This window comes from Clostridium polynesiense (assembly GCF_000820705.1).
Classification (GTDB): Bacteria; Bacillota; Clostridia; order Clostridiales; family Clostridiaceae; genus Clostridium_AA; species Clostridium_AA polynesiense.
Genome location: NZ_CCXI01000142.1, coordinates 22,871 through 41,171, shown reverse-complemented (window position 1 = coordinate 41,171; position 18,301 = coordinate 22,871). Strand labels below are relative to the sequence as shown.

Here is an 18,301-nt window from a genome sequence, read left to right as displayed (position 1 = left end):
AAAAAATATTAATATGTATTATTAATGATGAGAATAATAAATAAAGCATAAACTTAAAGGATTGATAAATATATTGATGGTTAAGTAAATATTTTCCTTATGATTCCTTTAATAATTGATAGTTTTTCAATAAAAAATCTGAGATATGAACCAATTATTATTTATTAACAAATTTATAATCTTAAATTTGCCATATATAAAATGCTTTATATGGAATTATTATAGTAAATAGTGATAATATATAGATATCTATGATGATACCAAATTCACTGTAAAGTATATGGATGTTTCCATAGCTGTAATTAAAACTATAGTTTAAAAGAAAGGATGTAGATTATATGAATTACAGAGAATCTTATGATAGTTGGTTAAACAATCAGTATTTTGATGAAAAAACAAGAGAAGAGCTTTTATCCATTAAAGAGGATGAAAAGGAAATAGAGGATAGGTTTTATAAGGATTTAGAATTTGGAACTGCGGGACTTAGAGGTAAAATAGGAGCAGGAACAAACAGAATGAACATATATATAATATCCAGAGCTACTCAAGGGCTTGCAGATTTTATAGTGGAAAAAGGACAAAAGTATATGGACATGGGGGTAGCTATAGCCTACGACTCCAGACATTTTTCAAAGGAATTTGCTAAAAGAGCGGCTTTAGTGTTGGCAGGAAATAACGTAAAGGCCTATCTCTTTGAGAGCCTAAGACCAACCCCAGTGCTGTCCTTTACCGTAGGACATCTTAAAACTGCATCAGGTATAGTGGTAACTGCCAGTCACAATCCAAAGGAGTATAACGGATACAAGGTATACTGGGAGGATGCAGCTCAAATAGGTCAGGAATATGCTGACGCTATAACAGAAAAAATATTAAGCATCAAAAATTTTGAAGATATTAAGATTATGGATGAGCAGGAAGCCTTGGATAAAGGACTCCTTAATATACTGGGCTCAGAAATAGATGATATATATGTATCTAAGGTGAAAGAATTAGCACTTAGAGATGATATAGATAAGGATATAAAGGTAGTATATACTCCTTTAAATGGAACAGGAAATAAGCTGGTTAGAAGAGTTCTTAAGGAAAGAGGCTTCAGCAACATAACTGTGGTTCCTGAACAGGAAAACCCTGATCCTAACTTTACCACAGCACCTTTTCCAAATCCTGAGGATCCAAGGGCCTTTGAATACGCTGAAAGACTGGGACAGGAAATAGGAGCAGATTTACTTTTGGCTACTGACCCGGATTGCGACAGATTAGCAATAATGGTTAGAGATGAAGATGGAAAGTATATTGCCTTTAACGGAAATCAAACAGGAGCTATATTAGTTAAATATATAGTTGAAGGAAGAAAAGAAACAGGAAGACTTCCTGAAAATTCATTTATAGTTAAATCAATAGTTACAGGAGATTTAGGTAGAGCTATAGCAGAAAAACATGGAGTTAAAACCTACGATGCATTAACAGGCTTTAAAAATATCTGCGGAGTAGCTAACGCCCTTGAAAAGAGTGGAAATAATAAATTTATATTTGGATACGAAGAAAGTATAGGATATGTAACAGGAGACTTTGTAAAGGATAAGGATGGAGTTATATCTTCAATGATGCTCTGTGAAGCTGCTGCATATTATAAAAAGCAGGGAAAAACACTTATAGATGTACTGGAAGAAATCTATAAAGAGTTCGGTTATTACAGAGAAAAGCAAATATCTTTAGTATTGGAAGGAATCGAAGGCAGCAGAAGAATAGGCAGGATGATGGAGGTTTACAGGAATGAATATCCTATGAAGGTAGGAGATTTGAAGCTTGTTAAATATGTGGATTACAAAACCGGCAAAGGAACCGATGTGATAACCGGTGAAGCTTCTGACGTGGAAATTCCCTCCTCTAATGTTCTTGAATTTACTTTAGAAGACGGTTCATGGTATTCTGTAAGACCTTCCGGTACAGAACCAAAAATTAAGCTTTATCTATACTCAAAAGCTGAAACAGCACAGGAAGCAGAACAAAAGATTGCTTCCATGGAAGAGGTTGTTCTGACAAAACTAAAATCCGTAGAATAATTTAAAAGATGGTGCCAGGCACCTGACAAGTGACATTGTCAGGTGCCTGGCACTTGACATTTTTTCATTCAAACTTGATTAAATGAGGATGTTATTGGTAAAATAATATTTAGTAAAAAAAGAAAAGGTAGGAATTGATTAATGGCATCTATTATTTTATTAGTGGTTATATATTTAGCTTTTGTGAGCTTAGGGCTTCCCGATGGAGTCTTTGGTGTTGCCTGGCCGGACATTCGTATGAATTTTTCCATGCCAATTGAAACTGCAGGTCTGGTTACTGTTTTACTTATGAGCTTTTCTGCATTGTCCAGCTTTTCCAGCGGGAAAGTTTTACATAGATTTGGAACTGCAAAGGTTACCTTGATAAGCTGTTTAATGACAGGGTTAGCCCTTTTGGGTTATTCCAAAGCACCCACCTTTGCATGGTTAATAGTATTTACCATACCTCTTGGATTGGGACAAGGTGCCGTGGATTCCGGCTTAAATAATTATGTAGCCAATAATTACTCCTCCAGGCATATGAACTGGCTTCACTGCTGCTGGGGAGTAGGAGCCTCTTTAGGACCATTTATAATGACAAAGATACTTGCTTCCGGCAGAGTATGGCAGAGCGGGTATTCTGTGATTTCTATGATTCAGCTTTCCTTAGCCTTTATATTTTTATTAGGATTAAAGCTTTGGAAAGAAGAAAAGAGGGATTTAATAGAGGAGGATACATCTCAAAATAAAAGCGGTATCTCTATTTTGAAATCTATTTCTCCCTGGCTTGGAATATTAATGTTCTTTATATATGCAGGTACTGAATATTCCGTAGGCTTATGGGCGAATAGTATGCTGGTAGAGTCAAGAGGAATACCTAAGGAAACTGCAGGGTACTGGATATCATATTATTACGGAGCTCTCATGACAGGCAGGTTTTTAACAGGGGTAGTGGTGAATAAATTAGGGAACAGAGCTTTAATCAGAATAGGTCTAATAATTGCCGCTTTAGGCGGAATATTAGTTTATATCCCTAACTTGCCTTTTATAACTATGATAGGACTTATGCTGATAGGCTTAGGCTTTGCCCCTATATATCCCTGTATGATGCACGAAACTCCAAGAAGATTTGACGAAGCAACCACAAAAGCTCTTATTGGATATCAGGTAGGAGCAGCATGCTTAGGAGGATCTATATTATCTGCCTTATTAGGAGTAATATTCTCAAAGACCTCTCTGGAATTTTTAGCTCCAAGTTTAACTATGCTTCTTATTGCTATGATAGGCATAAGTGAGTGGCTTAACAGAAGGACAAAAAAGATCATTTACAATTAATTGAAAAGATGGTATCATATATCTAATATGAGAGTGTATCTAGGGTTCCGACCTTGAAATATTATTAGAGAGCAATAATAAGCCTAATTCTAATAAGCTATTAAGGTGTCAGGTCCAAGCGATACAGGATAATCATCTACACTTTTAGGAAAAAAGCCTAAAGGACGAGTCTCAATTAAGAGATTTGTTCCGGGGCTTTATTTTTTTATAAAAAATTCTTGTTTATACAGTATTTATTAATGCAGGAGGGGATTATATGAGCATTATTGAGGTTAATAATCTAAACAAGGTATTCAGGGTTAAGACTAAAGAGGAGGGCTTTCGTGGAAGTATAAAATCTATACTTTCACCTAGATATAGAGAGATAAATGCAGTTAATAATATATCCTTTCAGGTGGAAAAGGGTGAAATTCTGGCCTTTATAGGACCAAACGGAGCAGGGAAGTCCACTACAATTAAAATGATGACAGGCATTTTATATCCATCCTCCGGAGAAATTGTGGTTTTAGGGATGAATCCTTCAAAAGACAGAAAGAAGCTGTCCTATAAAATAGGAACGGTTTTTGGACAAAAGTCTCAGCTGTGGTTTCATCTGCCTCCTTTAGACAGCTTCAATCTTTTAGGAAATATCTATGAAATGGACAAAAACACACTGAGGAAGAGGATAGACCAGCTAAAAGAAATCTTCGAAATACAAGAGCTCATGGACATTCCTGTTCGAAAGCTATCTCTAGGTCAGAGGATAAGATGTGAGATAGCAGCCTCAATACTTCATGAGCCTGAAATTATATTCCTGGATGAGCCTACCATAGGGCTGGATGTAGTGGTGAAGCAGAAGATAAGAGAGCTTATTCTCCTTCTTAATAAGGAAGAAAAAACTACTATATTCTTAACCTCTCATGATTCCGGAGACATAGAGCAGCTATGTAAAAGAGCCATAATTATAAATCATGGAGAGGTAGTTTTAAATGAAGCTATAAAAAAGCTGAAATACGATTACCTCAAGGAAAAAATTATTCACATTAAATATAATGAGGCTGTGGATATAAGCAACTGTTCTGTGGATATTATAAAAAATAAAGGGAATGCATTAAAAGTTAGGGTAGATACCTCTAAGGAGGATATGGATGAAGTTTTGACTAAGCTAATTAAATGCGGAAAGGTAAAGGATATAACCATATCAGAGCCACCAATGGAGGAGGTAATATCACAGATTTATAAACAGGCTAAAGGCGGTGGGGAATATGCAGTTAATTCGTAAATACAGTGAGGTTACTAAAATAACTCTGTCAAACAGCCTGGTGTATTTTTGGGACTTTCTTAGTAAAAATATGTTTTTTGCATTTATAGTTTTTGTTTATTTAATGCTTTGGAAAAGTATTTATTCGCAGAAAGGGAGCCTGGTAGGAGGCTTTACTTTAAATCAGATGATATGGTATCTGGTGGTAACGGAGCTTGTAACTCTATCACGGACAGATATTCATATTCAGGTAAACGAGGATGTTAAAAGCGGAAGTATAGCATATCTTTTAAACAAACCCTATAATTATGTACTTTACTGCTTTTCTTATTTTATAGGTGAAGTAGGGGTAAAGCTTTTAACTAATTCAATTATTGGTATTGCTATAGGCTTTATCTATGTAGGAAGTTTAGAGGGCTTTAACATCATTAATCTTCCCTTTATATTTTTATCCCTGGCTACAGGCTGCATCATACATTTTTTAATTTATATGATATTGTCCTTAAGTGCCTTCTGGTTTGAAGAGAACTCAGCTTTCTTCTGGATTTACTCAAAGCTTATATTTACCTTGGGAGGGATGCTTATGCCTATAGAGCTTTTTCCTGACTGGCTTCAGCAAATAGCAAGATATCTTCCCTTTGCCTATGTAACCTACATTCCAGCAAAGCTTACAGTGAATTTTTCCTTTTCAGATTTCATCAGCGGATTTTCTGTACAGCTTCTTTATTTAATAATATTCTTTGCAGCTGCAATGCTGTTATTTAGAAAGGGGGTAAGGAATTTAAATGTTAATGGAGGTTAGCAAAAGTCTCAGACTTATATTTTACTATTTTAAGTTTAATATATCCGCAGTAATGGAATATAGGATAAGTTTTCTTATTCAAAGCTTTGGGATGATACTGAATAATGCATCTTTTATCTTTTTCTGGTGGATACTTTTTAATAATATAAATATAATTGGAGGTTACGGATTTAAGGATGTAATGATGCTTTGGGCTATTACATCAACAAGCTATGGACTTGCTTTTGTAACCTTTGGAAATATACCTCATATAACCAGTATGATTCTAAAGGGTGAGCTGGATACCTATCTTCTTCAGCCAAGAGATCCTCTCATCAATATTATCTGTTCTAAAACCATAATATCAGGCTGGGGAGATTTCCTCTATGGAATAATACTGTCTTTTATAGTTAGAGGCTTTGATATAAGGGGATTTATATTATTTCTTCTGTTTTGCCTCACAGGTGCCCTGATGTTTTCTGCAGTGCTTGTGACTGTTCATGCTTTAAGCTTTCATATAGGAAGCGCTCAGGGGATTGGTCAGCTGGTTACAGAATTTCTCATAACCTTCAGCATATATCCTGAAGGGATATTTACCGGCATAACTAAATACATTTTGTATACAGCTATTCCTGTAGCTTTTATGGTATATATTCCTTCAGAAGTTATAGGAAAGTTTGACTTGATAAGGATTTTACAGGTTTTTGCTATGTGTCTTTTGTGGATTATATTAGCTTATATCGCTTTTTATAAAGGACTTAAAAAATATGAATCCGGTAACTTAATAATTAATAGAATATAAAAATGTCACTTGTCAGGTGCCTGGCACCTGACAAATGACATTTTTCAGTTTAAAATATTTTTCCAGGGTTTAATATGCCCTTAGGATCAAAGGTGGATTTGATGCCTCGCATGAGGTTAAGTGTCACAGGGTCTAAATGCTTGCTCTAAATAAGGTTTTTTTGCAATTCCTATACCGTGCTCTCCGGACACCTGTCCTCTAAGCTCTCTCTGCTTTTCATACATATCCTCCATCACAGCCTCCAGCTTTTCTTTCCAGGCTTCTTCATCTAAGCTGTCTTTTAATATATATACATGGAGGTTTCCATCTCCTGCATGACCGAAGCTTCTAAGACGGATATTATGTTTTTCCTCCAGGTCATGGATATATTTTATAAAATCAGCAACCTTGTTTCTGGGGACAACCACGTCTACTTCGTCCATTTCCGAGGTATCTGCCTTTATAGCCTCAAGGAAAACTCCTCTGGCACTCCATATAGCTTCTTCTCTCTGCTTTATATTAGAAATATATACATCTAAGGCACCTTTATGGAGACAAAGCTTAGCTACATCCTCATAATCCTTTTCTATATCCTCAATGCTGCTGCCGTCAAATTTTAAGAGTAGATAAGCATCGGAGCTGTTATCGGGAAATCTTTTGCCTAAGAATTTCTCTGCTGCAACTATAACCTCTCTCTGCATGAATTCAATAGCGGTAGGAATTGATTTAGATTTTATGATCTCAGGCACTGTGCTTATAGCCATATCTAAATTCGGGAAGGGCACTAAAAGGCTCATGACCTTTTTAGGGAGGGGAAGAAGCTTTAAAACTGCCTTGGTCACTATTCCTAAGGTACCCTCAGAGCCTACCATTAAATCTTTTAAAGGATAGCCTGAGCTGTTTTTAACTATTTTTCCCCCTAGTTCTATTAATTCTCCCGTAGGCAGCACTACCTCAAGGCCTCTTACATAATCTCTTGTTACACCGTATTTTACTGCTCTCATTCCTCCTGCGTTGGTGCTTATATTTCCACCTATAGTTGCGGTTTTTTCACCGGGATCCGGAGGGTAAAACAAGTTAAATTTCTCTACGTATTTTCCTATATCCATGAGCAGTACACCGGGCTCTACCGTCAAAGTGAGATTTTCTTTATCGACTTCCAGGATTTTATTCATTTTAGTAAGATCTAATAAAATTCCTCCGTAGAGGGGAACTGCCGAGCCTACAAGTCCTGTACCCGCACCTCTTGGGGTTACAGGAATGCTGTTTTCATAGGCATACTTCATAATCTCTGAAACTTCCTCAGCAGACAGCACCTGAATTACTATTTCCGGCATAACCTTTACAGCACTCAATTCATCATGGCTGTAATCTTCATTTATATTTTCTCCATAATAAACTCTTTCTTTATCTTTTACTATGGAAAGTATCGCTTCTATATCATTTTTATCAAGCTTTTTATAATTCATAGAGCTAAACCTCCTCCTGTCCCTTTATAAGCTTTATAAGGTGGGGGACTACCTCGTATATATCACCTATGATTCCATAGTGAGCAACCTTGAATATTGGAGCCTTTTCATCGGTATTAACAGCAATTATATAATCTGCCTTATTCATTCCAATGGTAAACTGGATGGCACCGGATATTCCTAAGGTTATAATAAGCTTAGGCTTCACTATCTTACCGCTTACTCCTATTTGTCTGCTGGCATCTGCCCAGCCCATTTCCGTTAAGGGTCTTGTGACTGCCAGCTGAGCGCCTAAAGCCTCAGCAAGCTCCTCAGCCATTTTTATATCCTTCTGATTTTTGATGCCTCTTCCTATGGCTACCAATACATCAGCTTCTGTTATGCCTATTTCCTTATGCTTCTTTGAAACCTCTAGTATATTAATCCCTGAAGTTAAATCCTTAGGAGAGCGGAAGGTTAGTTTACCGGAAGGATTTTCTGATTTATCTGCTGCAGGAAAAACCTGAGGCTTTATTGTAGCCATCTGAGGCCTTTTATTAGTTATTATTTCTGCCATTATACTACCGCCGTAGGCCGGTCTTATCTGAAGCAATTCTCCCTTTTCATTTATATCTAAAGAAGTACAGTCAGCAGATAATCCTGTTTTAAATCGTGCTGCGATTCTTGATGCAAGCATTTTCCCTGCAGCGCTGGAGGCAGATAGTATAATTGAAGGTTTTACATAATGTATAAAATCCTCTAATGCTGACGCATAGGGTTCAGGTCTGAAATGCTGAAGCTCTGTATCTTCATATATAAAAACTTCATCCACACTGTAGTATAGAAGCTCTTCCGCAGAAGCTTTTATGGAGCTCCCGATAAAAACAGCATAGAGCTTTTCATTAGCCTTCTCAGATAATTCCTTTGCCTTAGCAATAAGTTCTAAGGTAACGGAATTGATATCTCCATTATTGTGATCTACGATTACAGCAATGCCCTTCCAGAAATTTTTATTCTTTAAATTATTATCCGTTAGCTTATCCATATCTAATACCCCCTATACATGCTTAAGCTCTTTAAGCTTGGTGTATATATTTTCTGCTAAGCCTATAGAAGCGCCCGACCAAATTTCCTTACCGGAATCTACTCCCTCGGGAAAAATCCTTTTAAGCTGAAGAGGGGAGCCCTCAGGAGAAAGCTTCTTTTCATTTAAAGCTTTAGTTTTCTCGGAGAAATTCTCAGCGGGATATAGCTTGGAGATATTGGTGGGGGAGCCTTTTAACCCATAGTTATATTCATTCTTGTCCTCAAGCTCCTCAAGATATATCCTCTTTATTTCTCTATCATTAGTTTGCAGCTTTTTTCTAAAGGAAAGCAGCCTGGGTTCTGCTATGCTTTCATCTACACTAAGTATGCAGGGGGTTTTTATCTCTGCCTGAATCAAGGAATCCTCCATATCAGCCTCCACGGTAAGGGAATCTTCTTTAATATTAATTATCCTTCTTATATTAGTAAGGCATGGAATGTTAAGTATTTCGGCTAATTCAGAAGCTAAATGGGAAGTTCCGCTGTCTGTGGATTTTTTTCCGCAGAGAATCACGGTACTTTCAGTAAACCTTTTTATAGCCTGAGATAATATATAAGCGGTTACGTATACATCAGAACCGTTAAACCTTTTATCAGATACTAAGAATCCTTCATCAGCACCCATCATATAAGCTTCTTTTATAATTTGATGAGAATGCTCTTCTCCTAAGGTTATAACAGATATTTTTCCTGAAACTGATTCTTTTATCTGCAGCGCTGTTTCTAGAGCATAAAGATCGTAAGGATTTATCTGAGAACTGATTTCATCTCTTATTAAAGTTCCGGTGTTTTCCTTTACTTTTACTTCAGTGCTATCCGGAACTTGTTTAATACAAACGGTTATATTCATAAAAAATTCCTCCGTTATAAAATTCTTCAATTGGTATGACCAATATATTCTTATTTAAATTGTACCTCTATTATTAATATATTTCTGTTAGGATTATATGAACAATATTACCAAAATATTAAATAATTATTACTAAATAGTAAAAATTATTAATTGAGCAGTTCTCTTAAGGAATTGAGTGACTTTTTTTAGATTTAACCGTAGTAATATATGCACTAATAAAGGAGAAAATAAGAATATTATAAGTTTTATTGTAATTTAATTAATTTAAAAAAGAGCTTCATTTGATATATAATTAGTAGATGAGGAAGGAGTAGTGAAGGTGAAAAAATACATAGCATTTATATCTGCAACTATAATAGTTCTAGGAGTTATGTTGTACTCAACAAAAAACGAATATATTTTTAAGATTTTTGGTACAAGCAGTGTGGAGGAAAATTCTGAAAAACAGGAAAAGGACTCAAAGGACAGCAATAAGGAAGGCGGAGTTCTAAAAAATATATCCGGTATATTTAATAAATATGTTAAGGATGATTCTGAGGATAAGGGTGAAAGTCCTTCTGCAGAGATCGAGGAAGAGAATGATAATAATTCTGAAGATAAATATAAATATTCTCAAGGAATACTTCTGGTTAACAGAAAAAATAAATTGGATAAAGATTTTATACCTAAGGAGTTAGTGGTTCCTAAGGTTAAATTTAAATCCTCTGCAGATCCCTTAGTAAAAAAGATGGAAAAAGAGGCAGCAGAGGCCTTAGAAAGAATGTTTAATGCCGCTCGGGAGGAAGGAATAACCCTTTTGGGGGTATCAGGATACAGAAGCTATAAAATACAGGAAAGTGTTTACAATAATAAGGTTAAAAAATCAGGAAAAAGCTATGCTGATAAATATGTGGCACAGCCAGGTACCAGTGAACATCAGTCAGGGTTATCCATGGATATGGTGTCAACGGAACATACTGCTTTAGATACTGCTTTTGAAAATACTAAAGCCTTCAAATGGCTTGATGCCAATGCTCATAAATACGGGTTTATATTAAGATATCCTAAGGGAAAAGAAAAAGTAACCGGCTATAATTACGAACCATGGCATTACAGATATGTAGGAGTTAATGCCAGTGAAGAAATAAAGAATTATGGTATAACCCTTGAGGAGTATATGGAGAATTAAAAACACAAGATTATCATTTTACTTGCCTCTATAGATAGGTAGCAATTAAGCTTCTATCTACTTTAGAGGCAGTTATTGGTGATTCCTGTGTTTTTATTGTTTTAGAAGGCTTTATAATGAGCTACCACTGACCAAAGTGCTCCTCAGAACAGCCAAGAAGTCTGTCTATAGATATGTTTTCTCCCTCATCAGTTATTATAGTGCCTGAAAAATAACCTACCATTTGATGTACCTCTGATTTTATAAGTACAAGATTCGTTTTTGCAATCCTTTCAAAAAAAGGTGTGAATTTTAAATCTACTTTATCTGTTATACTGGTTTTTATACTCCAGCGCTCCATAAAGTTTTGGGGGTTATATTCAAACACCATATCTTCACTTATCTTTGTAAGCCTTCCATCCACCACTAAAGCATTTTCAGTCATACCGGTATTATCTGTCCACTTTCCTCCCAGATTTAAACCTATAGATCTTCCGTTTATAATTCCTGAAGCATTTGCCCAATTCCATTTCACTTTATAGGGCCATATACCCCTTCCAAAATCCATGCAAGCAAAGGTGTTGCTCTGCTCAAAGTCATAGGTGCTTTGACCCACCTTTAAATATCCCTCTACAGGAAGACATTCATGCTTAGAGGTAAACTGAAAATGCTTTTTATCCCAAGGGACAACTACATTTAAGGTTTCGTGATTTTCAGGATATATAACCCTGAAATCTGCCTCCATTTTTTCACCGTTAAAATCTCTGCATTCTGCAGTAATGTGAGTTATTCCGTTATCTTCAATAAATTTAATCCTTAGCTTAGGATTATCAAATTCTACAGAGGCGTGAACAGCTTCAGGCATGCTACAGTCCTTTCCAAATGGTGAAATCACCGTTTTTTCAATGAATTTATGGGTTTTGAAATCCAAAAAATAGGCAAATATCATTCCAGCATAGTCTATATTAGAGATAGTAACAGAAAACAGACAATCTTTACCGGTTACGCACCAATAATTCCATTTCTTTTTTCTGAGAAATCTCCCGGAAAGATTACAGTTTATTAAAGGATGTCTCGCCCATACAATGCTGTTCTGAAGCAATTCTCCTTTACTGTTGCATAAGTTTATTTCTTTAGTAATTTCCTTTTCAGTCAGCAGCTCTTTAGATAAATTCATGCTATCACCCTCCTCCATTATCCTTTTATATATTTAATTATAAGACTTTAAAGGAGTTTCATATATATAAATTTTATTTTTCAATGTAAAATATTTGTATAAATATAAATTTCTGAAACTAATTGTCTATATGTTCAGTCTAATGATTATAAAGGGTAAGCAGTTAAGTGCAGGGGAGGTTCTTATATGGATGTGGAGGAGATGGTTAAGGCTTCTAAAATGGGTGATAGTAAAGCCTTTTTTCAGCTTATCTCATACAATAAAGAAAAGTTATATAAGATAATATACAGCTATTTGAAAAATGAGCAGGATACCTTAGAGGGAATTCAGGAGGTAACCTGCAGGGCATATACCAAGCTCAGCAGCTTAAAAAAGGAAGAGCACTTTAATACCTGGTTGATTAGAATAGCAATAAATTATTGTATAGATGAAAATAAAAAGAAAAAGAAAATCATTTTTATAGATGGAGGAGAAGAAGGCCTCCAAAATATAACAACTGAGGATATAGAAAGCATTGATAAGGAATGTATAAATAGGATTGTAATAGAGGCAGCTATAGAAAAAATTAAGCCCAAATATAAGACACCTATAATATTAAAGTATTTTCACGATATGACCACTGCTGATATTTCAAAGATATTAAAAATACCTGAGGGTACCGTAAAAGTCAGAGTAAGAAGAGGCCTTGAGCAGCTTAAATCTCTATTAAGTGAAGGTGGTGAAGAGATTGTCATATAGAGAGGAAAATTATTTAAAGGAAATATCAAAGGATATAAATAGTATAAATCCTCCGGATAATATTGATGAATATATTAAAAGAGGATTGGACACGGGGATAAATAAGAGAAGACATAGAAAAGTCAGAAGGATTTCCTTCACTGCGGCGGTATTTATGTGTGTATTATTCGTTATATCTATCAGAACCTCTACAGTCTTTGCCTCCTATGTAAGAAGAATACCAGGTTTTAATCGAATTGTGGATCTGATTAATTACGATAAGGGAATAAAGGATGCTTTAAATAATGGATTTATAGAAAATATCGATCAATCTGTAGAGCATGACAATCTTATATTTACTATTAATGACATAATAATTGATAACTCCAAGGCTGTAGTTTTCTACACCATTGAAAATAAGGGAAACCACAGATATGTAACTATAGATGAAATGATAATCCAAGGTGAAGGAGAAGAAATAGTAGCTTCTTCCGGAATAGTAAAGGTTGTAGACAGGGATATGATTAAGTTTAACAAAATAGAAAATACAGTGGATTTTCATTTTAAAGATGCTGCTAAAATACCGGGAAAATTAAGGATTGATGTGACCTTGGAGGAAATAGCTGAAAAATATGGAGGTGAAGCTGAAGTACTGCCTTATATATGGAATTTTGAAATTTCACTGGACAATAAAAAGCTTCAGGATATGAGTAAAATCTATGAAATAAACAAAGCAGCAGAGATAGAGGGACAAAAGATCTTCTTTGAAAGCTTAGTTGTTACTCCCATGCAAGCAGCTTTAAAAATTCACTATGATAAAAGCAATACAAAACAGATACTACATTTTGACGATATAGAGATTGTGGACGAAGTAGGGGAGGTAAGAAGGCCTATTGTAAACGGAAAATCGGGGGTTAAAATAGATGATTACAATGAGATAATATATTTTCAAAGTAATTATTTCAGAGACTCCAAGGAGCTTTATATTAGAGGAAAAAGCTTAAGGGCTGTAGATAAGGATAAGCTCTATCTAAAAGTGGATTTAGATAAGAAAGAGCTCCTAACTGCTCCTGATGGCAATATAAAGATGAAATCATTTATCAGGTGGGAAGACAGATTAATCTTAGAATTTGATTTTAAAATAGACTCTGAAATAGAGAAAACCAGAACTTACGGTTTTATTTATAACGAAATAACTGATAGTAACGGAGTTTCTTATACTATTGGTGAGAGTACTAGCTCTCAAGATTCAGATAATACTGTTAATATAAGGAGTGATATTAAGATTAATAAAGATATCAAAGGCCCAATATATTTAAAGCTTCATAATTATCCTCAAAGAATATTAGAGGAATTCAAAGTTAAGATTAAGTAAATTAAACAACTATATAAAAGACCTTTTAGTTTGACATTTTATACAGTAAAACTACTATATTTATATCATTGTTAAAATTATCTTTAAATCCTTGTAAATTCCTTGACTTTACAAGGGTTTTTTATTGTATAATTTTATACAGTTATTAAAATATAACTAATTACTGATTTTTGAAAATTTAGAAGATGATGTTAATTAAAGTTTCTATAATAGGTATGTAGATTATAGATAATAATATAACATTAAATAATAAGAGGTGACAAATTTGAGTTCTTACATTGACTTAAAGGATGTAAAAAAGATATACAAAATGGGAGAAGTGGAAATAAAGGCAGTAGATGGAGTTACTTTTTCCATAGATAAAGGTGAATTTGTAATAGTTGTAGGTGCTAGCGGAGCAGGAAAAAGTACAATTTTAAATATTTTAGGCGGCATGGACTCTGCTAGCAGCGGAAAAATAATAGTAGATGGTAATGAGGTGAGCGGATACAGCTCAAAGCAGCTAACCACCTATAGAAGATATGATATCGGATTTGTTTTTCAGTTCTATAATTTAATTCAAAATCTAACAGCCTTGGAAAACGTGGAACTGGCTACGCAGATAGGAAAGGAACCTTTAGATCCGGAAACTATTTTGAAGCAGGTGGGGTTATCCGAAAGAAGAGATAACTTTCCTGCACAGCTTTCCGGAGGAGAGCAGCAGAGGGTAGCTATAGCAAGAGCTCTGGCAAAGAAGCCTAAGCTTTTACTCTGCGATGAGCCTACCGGGGCTTTGGATTATAATACCGGTAAATCTATCTTAAAGCTGCTTCAGGATACCTGCAGAAACCTGGGCATGACTGTGGTGGTGATAACCCATAATTCTGCTATTGCTCCCATGGCAGATAAGGTTATAAAAATTAAAAACGGAAAAGTGGATGATATCACAATAAACCAAAATCCAACTCCAGTAGAAAGAATAGAGTGGTAACATGAAAAACTCTTTAATTAAAGATACCTTTAGAGAAATAAAGGGGAGCCTCAGTAGATTTTTAGCTATTTTTGCGATAGTTGCCCTGGGAGTAGCTTTTTTTTCGGGAGTTAAGGCTACAGGACCTAACATGAAGGCTACAGGAGATAGATATTTTGATGAATACAGATTTATGGATATACATCTTTTATCCACCTTAGGTTTTACCGATAAGGATGTGGAGGCTGTAAAAAATCTGCAGGAAACTCAGGGAGTGTTTCCTACTTACTCTATGGATGGCCTTGTAAACATTGAAAATAAAGATCAGGGGATAAAGGTTTTTGCTCTTCCTTTAGATAAACTGGATTCTAAGGATGAAGATTTTATAAACCGACCAAGGCTTATAGAGGGCAGGCTGCCTGAAAAGTCAGGAGAGGCAGTGGTTGAAAAAGGAAAAATATTAAGCAATGGTTTGTCTATAGGTGACAAGATCAAGATAAAATCAGGAACTGATAAAGACATTGAGGAAAGCCTTAAGACTAATGAATTTACAATAGTAGGAGTGGTGGAGTCACCTTATTATATTTCTTATGAAAGAGGAAGAACCTCTATAGGAAACGGTAAGATAAGCGCTTATATAATGATACCTCAGGAGGACTTTAATATTCCGGCTTATACGGATATATTTATAACTTCTAATAATGCCAGAAAAGAGGCAAGTTACAGTGAAGAATATAAAAATATAATTAATCCTGTAAAGGATAAGCTGGAGGCTTTAGGTGATGAAAGAAAAGAAATAAGATATGAAGAAATAATGGCTGAAGCGCAGAAGGAGCTTTCAAAGGCAAAGAAGGATTTAGCTGAAGGTGAGGAAACTCAGAAAAAAGAGCTTAAAGAGGCAGAGGATAAGCTTCAGGATGGAAGAAATAAAATAGCTCAGGGAGAAAAGGCTTTAAAGGAAAATCGTCAGAGATTTAAAAATATTATTACAGATGCTGAAAATAAGCTTAATCAAGGATACAAAGATCTTCAGCAGGGTGAGAAAAAATATGAGGAACAGTATTCTGCGTTTTTAGAAAATAAATCCAGAGCGGAAAAAGAATTTGCAGCTGCGGAAAAACAGATTGCCGAAGGGGAAAGTCAGTTAACAAGTGCGCAGCAAAAGATAAATGACCTTAAATATATTTTGGAAAACAATAAAAGTTTAACAGAAGCTGAAAGACAGATGCTGCAGCAGCAAATAGCGGCAGGAGAAGCAGCTATTTCTAAAGAAAGAGCACATATTGAAGCTTCTAAGAAGCAGCTTCAGGGGAAAAAGCAGGAGCTGAAAGCAGGGGGACTGAAACTTCAGGAGGCAAAGAGGACTCTGGGAGCATCTAAAGTAAAACTTGAACAGGAATCAGAAAAACTGGAAGCTTCAAAGAAAAAGGCAGAGGATGAATTCAGTGCGGCAGAAAGGAAGATTGAAAGCTCTAAAGCAGAATTGAAAAAGGGCGAAGAAGAGTATGAAAAAGGGAAAAGGGAATCGGATGAAAAACTTGCTGATGCAAGAAACAAGATTGCTGATGCCGAAGAGGATATAAATAGCATTGAAAAACCAAAGTGGTATGTACTTGATAGAAATACTAACTTTGGATATGTAGAATATGGCAATGCAGCAGATAGGATGGATGCTATTTCAAAGGTGTTTCCTGTGTTCTTCTTCCTCATAGCAGCTTTAGTTTCTCTTACTACTATGACCAGAATGGTAGATGAGCAGAGGATTTATATAGGAACTTATAAAGCTATGGGATACGGAAAAGCAGCCATTGCTTCAAAATATCTCATTTATGCATTGCTTGCCAGTCTAACCGGTGGACTTGTAGGAGTGCTTATAGGAGTACAGGTATTCCCAAGAGTTATATTTAATGCATTCAGGATGATGTATATACTCCCTGAATTTGTAGTAGAGTTTGATGGACCTTCTGTAGCATTAGCTATCGCCGGCTCCGTATTAACAACTCTTGCAGCAACGTGGTTTGCCTGCTATAAGGAGCTTATGGCTGCCCCTGCTCTCCTTATGAGACCAAAGGCTCCTAAATCAGGAAAAAGAATTTTCCTTGAGAGAATAAAACCCTTGTGGTCAAGGTTAAGCTTTACTCATAAAGTTACTGCAAGAAACATATTTAGATATAAAAAGAGATTTATAATGACCATACTGGGTATAGGAGGTTGTACAGCACTTCTTTTGGTAGGATTTGGACTTAAAGATTCTATTGTTTCAATAACCTCCAAGCAGTTTGAAGAGATATTTAAATACCAGCTTATTATAGATTTAAAGGATTCAATAAATTCAGGTAAAAATGCAGAGTTTATTAATTCTCTATCTCAAGAACACAGAATTACAGATCATATGTTTATGAGAGAAGAGAATATAAAGATGGATGCAGGTGGTGAAGAAAAAAGCGTTTCCTTAATGGTTCCAAAGGATACTAAAACTCTTGAAGACTTTATTTCTTTAAGGGGAAGAGTTAATCAGGATAAATTGCACCTTACTGACGAAGGAGTAATTTTAACAGAAAAGCTTTCAAAAGGCCTTAATGTAAAGATAGGAGATAAGGTATCCATAAGAGGAGAAGAGGATGAAAGGTATGAAGCAGAGATAATAGGTATTACAGAAAACTATGCCGGACATTATGCTTATATGACCCCTGTGCTTTATGAGAAACTCTATGGAAAAAAGCCGGAATTCCATAAAATAATGGCGAAAACTTCAGAGAGCAGTTCTGATTTTGAAAATAAGCTTTCTGAGGATCTTCTTACTCATCAGGAGGTAAGTTCACTATCCTTTACCACTGAAATAAACAGAACCTTCAGCGATGTTACCAGGAGCTTGAACTACGTGATTATAGTACTTATAGTATCAGCGGGAGCGCTGGCTTTTATAGTGCTTTACAATCTTACTAACATAAATGTAAGTGAAAGGCTCAGGGAGATTGCCACTATTAAGGTTTTAGGTTTTTATGATAAAGAAGTATCCGCTTATGTGTACAGGGAAAATATCATACTTACCATGCTGGGAGCTTTAGTGGGCCTCGTTTTAGGAATATTCCTTCACCAGTTTATTGTAGTTACCTCAGAGGTGGAAAATCTGATGTTTGGAAGAGAAATAAAAGCTATGAGCTATGTATATTCCTTTATATTAACTATGATCTTTGCAGGTATTGTTAATTTGGTAATGTATCATAAGCTTAAGAAAATAAAAATGGTAGAATCCTTGAAATCAGTAGATTAAAAGAAAGGTGCCAGGCACGTGACAAGTGACAAACTTTAAAGTTTGTCACTTGTCACGTGCCTGGCACCTATATTTTTCTAAAATGTTAACAATTAT

The 18,301-nt window shown here is 35.3% G+C and carries 13 protein-coding genes and 1 pseudogene; 10 read left to right on the top strand and 4 right to left on the bottom strand.

What is annotated here, in order from left to right:
* Window positions 1-338 precede the first annotated feature (338 nt).
* From TA89_RS14570 to TA89_RS14550, 5 genes are all read left to right on the top strand, one after another.
* Complete coding sequence (locus TA89_RS14570) at window positions 339-2,063, top strand: phospho-sugar mutase (RefSeq protein WP_040214447.1); 1,725 nt, start codon at window positions 339-341, stop codon at window positions 2,061-2,063.
* 141 nt (window positions 2,064-2,204) lie between these two features.
* A complete protein-coding gene (locus TA89_RS14565) occupies window positions 2,205-3,377 on the top strand; it encodes an MFS transporter (RefSeq protein WP_040214445.1) in 1,173 nt (390 codons plus the stop codon).
* A 256-nt stretch (window positions 3,378-3,633) separates the two neighbouring features.
* The gene (locus TA89_RS14560; protein WP_040214444.1) at window positions 3,634-4,638 is read left to right on the top strand and encodes an ABC transporter ATP-binding protein; all 1,005 of its coding nucleotides are present in this window, start codon (window positions 3,634-3,636) and stop codon (window positions 4,636-4,638) included.
* Window positions 4,622-5,419, top strand: a complete 798-nt coding sequence (locus TA89_RS14555) for an ABC transporter permease (RefSeq protein ID WP_040214442.1) — start codon at window positions 4,622-4,624, stop codon at window positions 5,417-5,419. The genes TA89_RS14560 and TA89_RS14555 overlap by 17 nt, the downstream gene beginning before the upstream one ends.
* Entirely contained in the window at window positions 5,403-6,200 is a 798-nt protein-coding gene (locus TA89_RS14550) for an ABC transporter permease (protein WP_040214441.1), read from the top strand. Before TA89_RS14555 ends, TA89_RS14550 begins: the two co-directional genes overlap by 17 nt.
* Window positions 6,201-6,249: 49 nt before the next feature.
* Here the strand turns inward: TA89_RS14550 and TA89_RS14545 are convergent.
* The 3 genes and pseudogenes from TA89_RS14545 to TA89_RS18370 form a co-directional block, all read right to left on the bottom strand.
* Window positions 6,250-7,648: pseudogene (locus TA89_RS14545) on the bottom strand (FAD-binding oxidoreductase).
* A gap of 4 nt (window positions 7,649-7,652) precedes the next feature.
* Complete coding sequence (locus tag TA89_RS18375) at window positions 7,653-8,672, bottom strand: electron transfer flavoprotein subunit alpha/FixB family protein (RefSeq protein ID WP_147590142.1); 1,020 nt, start codon at window positions 8,670-8,672, stop codon at window positions 7,653-7,655.
* Window positions 8,673-8,684: 12 nt separating this feature from the next.
* Window positions 8,685-9,563: an electron transfer flavoprotein subunit beta/FixA family protein gene (locus TA89_RS18370; RefSeq protein WP_040214440.1), complete on the bottom strand. Its 879-nt coding sequence runs from the start codon at window positions 9,561-9,563 to the stop codon at window positions 8,685-8,687.
* A gap of 322 nt (window positions 9,564-9,885) precedes the next feature.
* On the opposite strand from TA89_RS18370, the gene TA89_RS14530 reads away from it, so the two are divergent.
* Complete coding sequence (locus tag TA89_RS14530; protein ID WP_052447531.1) at window positions 9,886-10,734, top strand: M15 family metallopeptidase; 849 nt, start codon at window positions 9,886-9,888, stop codon at window positions 10,732-10,734.
* 121 nt (window positions 10,735-10,855) lie between these two features.
* Here TA89_RS14530 and TA89_RS14525 read toward each other — a convergent pair whose 3' ends face one another.
* Window positions 10,856-11,890, bottom strand: coding sequence for a DUF2804 domain-containing protein (locus tag TA89_RS14525; protein WP_052447530.1), 1,035 nt, complete (start codon window positions 11,888-11,890; stop codon window positions 10,856-10,858).
* Window positions 11,891-12,076: 186 nt separating this feature from the next.
* Between TA89_RS14525 and TA89_RS14520 the strand changes: the two genes are divergently transcribed.
* From TA89_RS14520 to TA89_RS14505, 4 genes are all read left to right on the top strand, one after another.
* Window positions 12,077-12,628: a sigma-70 family RNA polymerase sigma factor gene (locus TA89_RS14520; RefSeq protein ID WP_040214439.1), complete on the top strand. Its 552-nt coding sequence runs from the start codon at window positions 12,077-12,079 to the stop codon at window positions 12,626-12,628.
* Complete coding sequence (locus TA89_RS14515; RefSeq protein WP_040214437.1) at window positions 12,618-13,982, top strand: DUF4179 domain-containing protein; 1,365 nt, start codon at window positions 12,618-12,620, stop codon at window positions 13,980-13,982. The genes TA89_RS14520 and TA89_RS14515 overlap by 11 nt, the downstream gene beginning before the upstream one ends.
* 265 nt (window positions 13,983-14,247) lie before the next feature.
* Window positions 14,248-14,952, top strand: a complete 705-nt coding sequence (locus tag TA89_RS14510) for an ABC transporter ATP-binding protein (protein ID WP_040214435.1) — start codon at window positions 14,248-14,250, stop codon at window positions 14,950-14,952.
* Between the two features lies 1 nt (window position 14,953).
* The gene (locus TA89_RS14505) at window positions 14,954-18,205 is read left to right on the top strand and encodes an ABC transporter permease (protein WP_040214432.1); all 3,252 of its coding nucleotides are present in this window, start codon (window positions 14,954-14,956) and stop codon (window positions 18,203-18,205) included.
* Window positions 18,206-18,301: the final 96 nt, after the last annotated feature.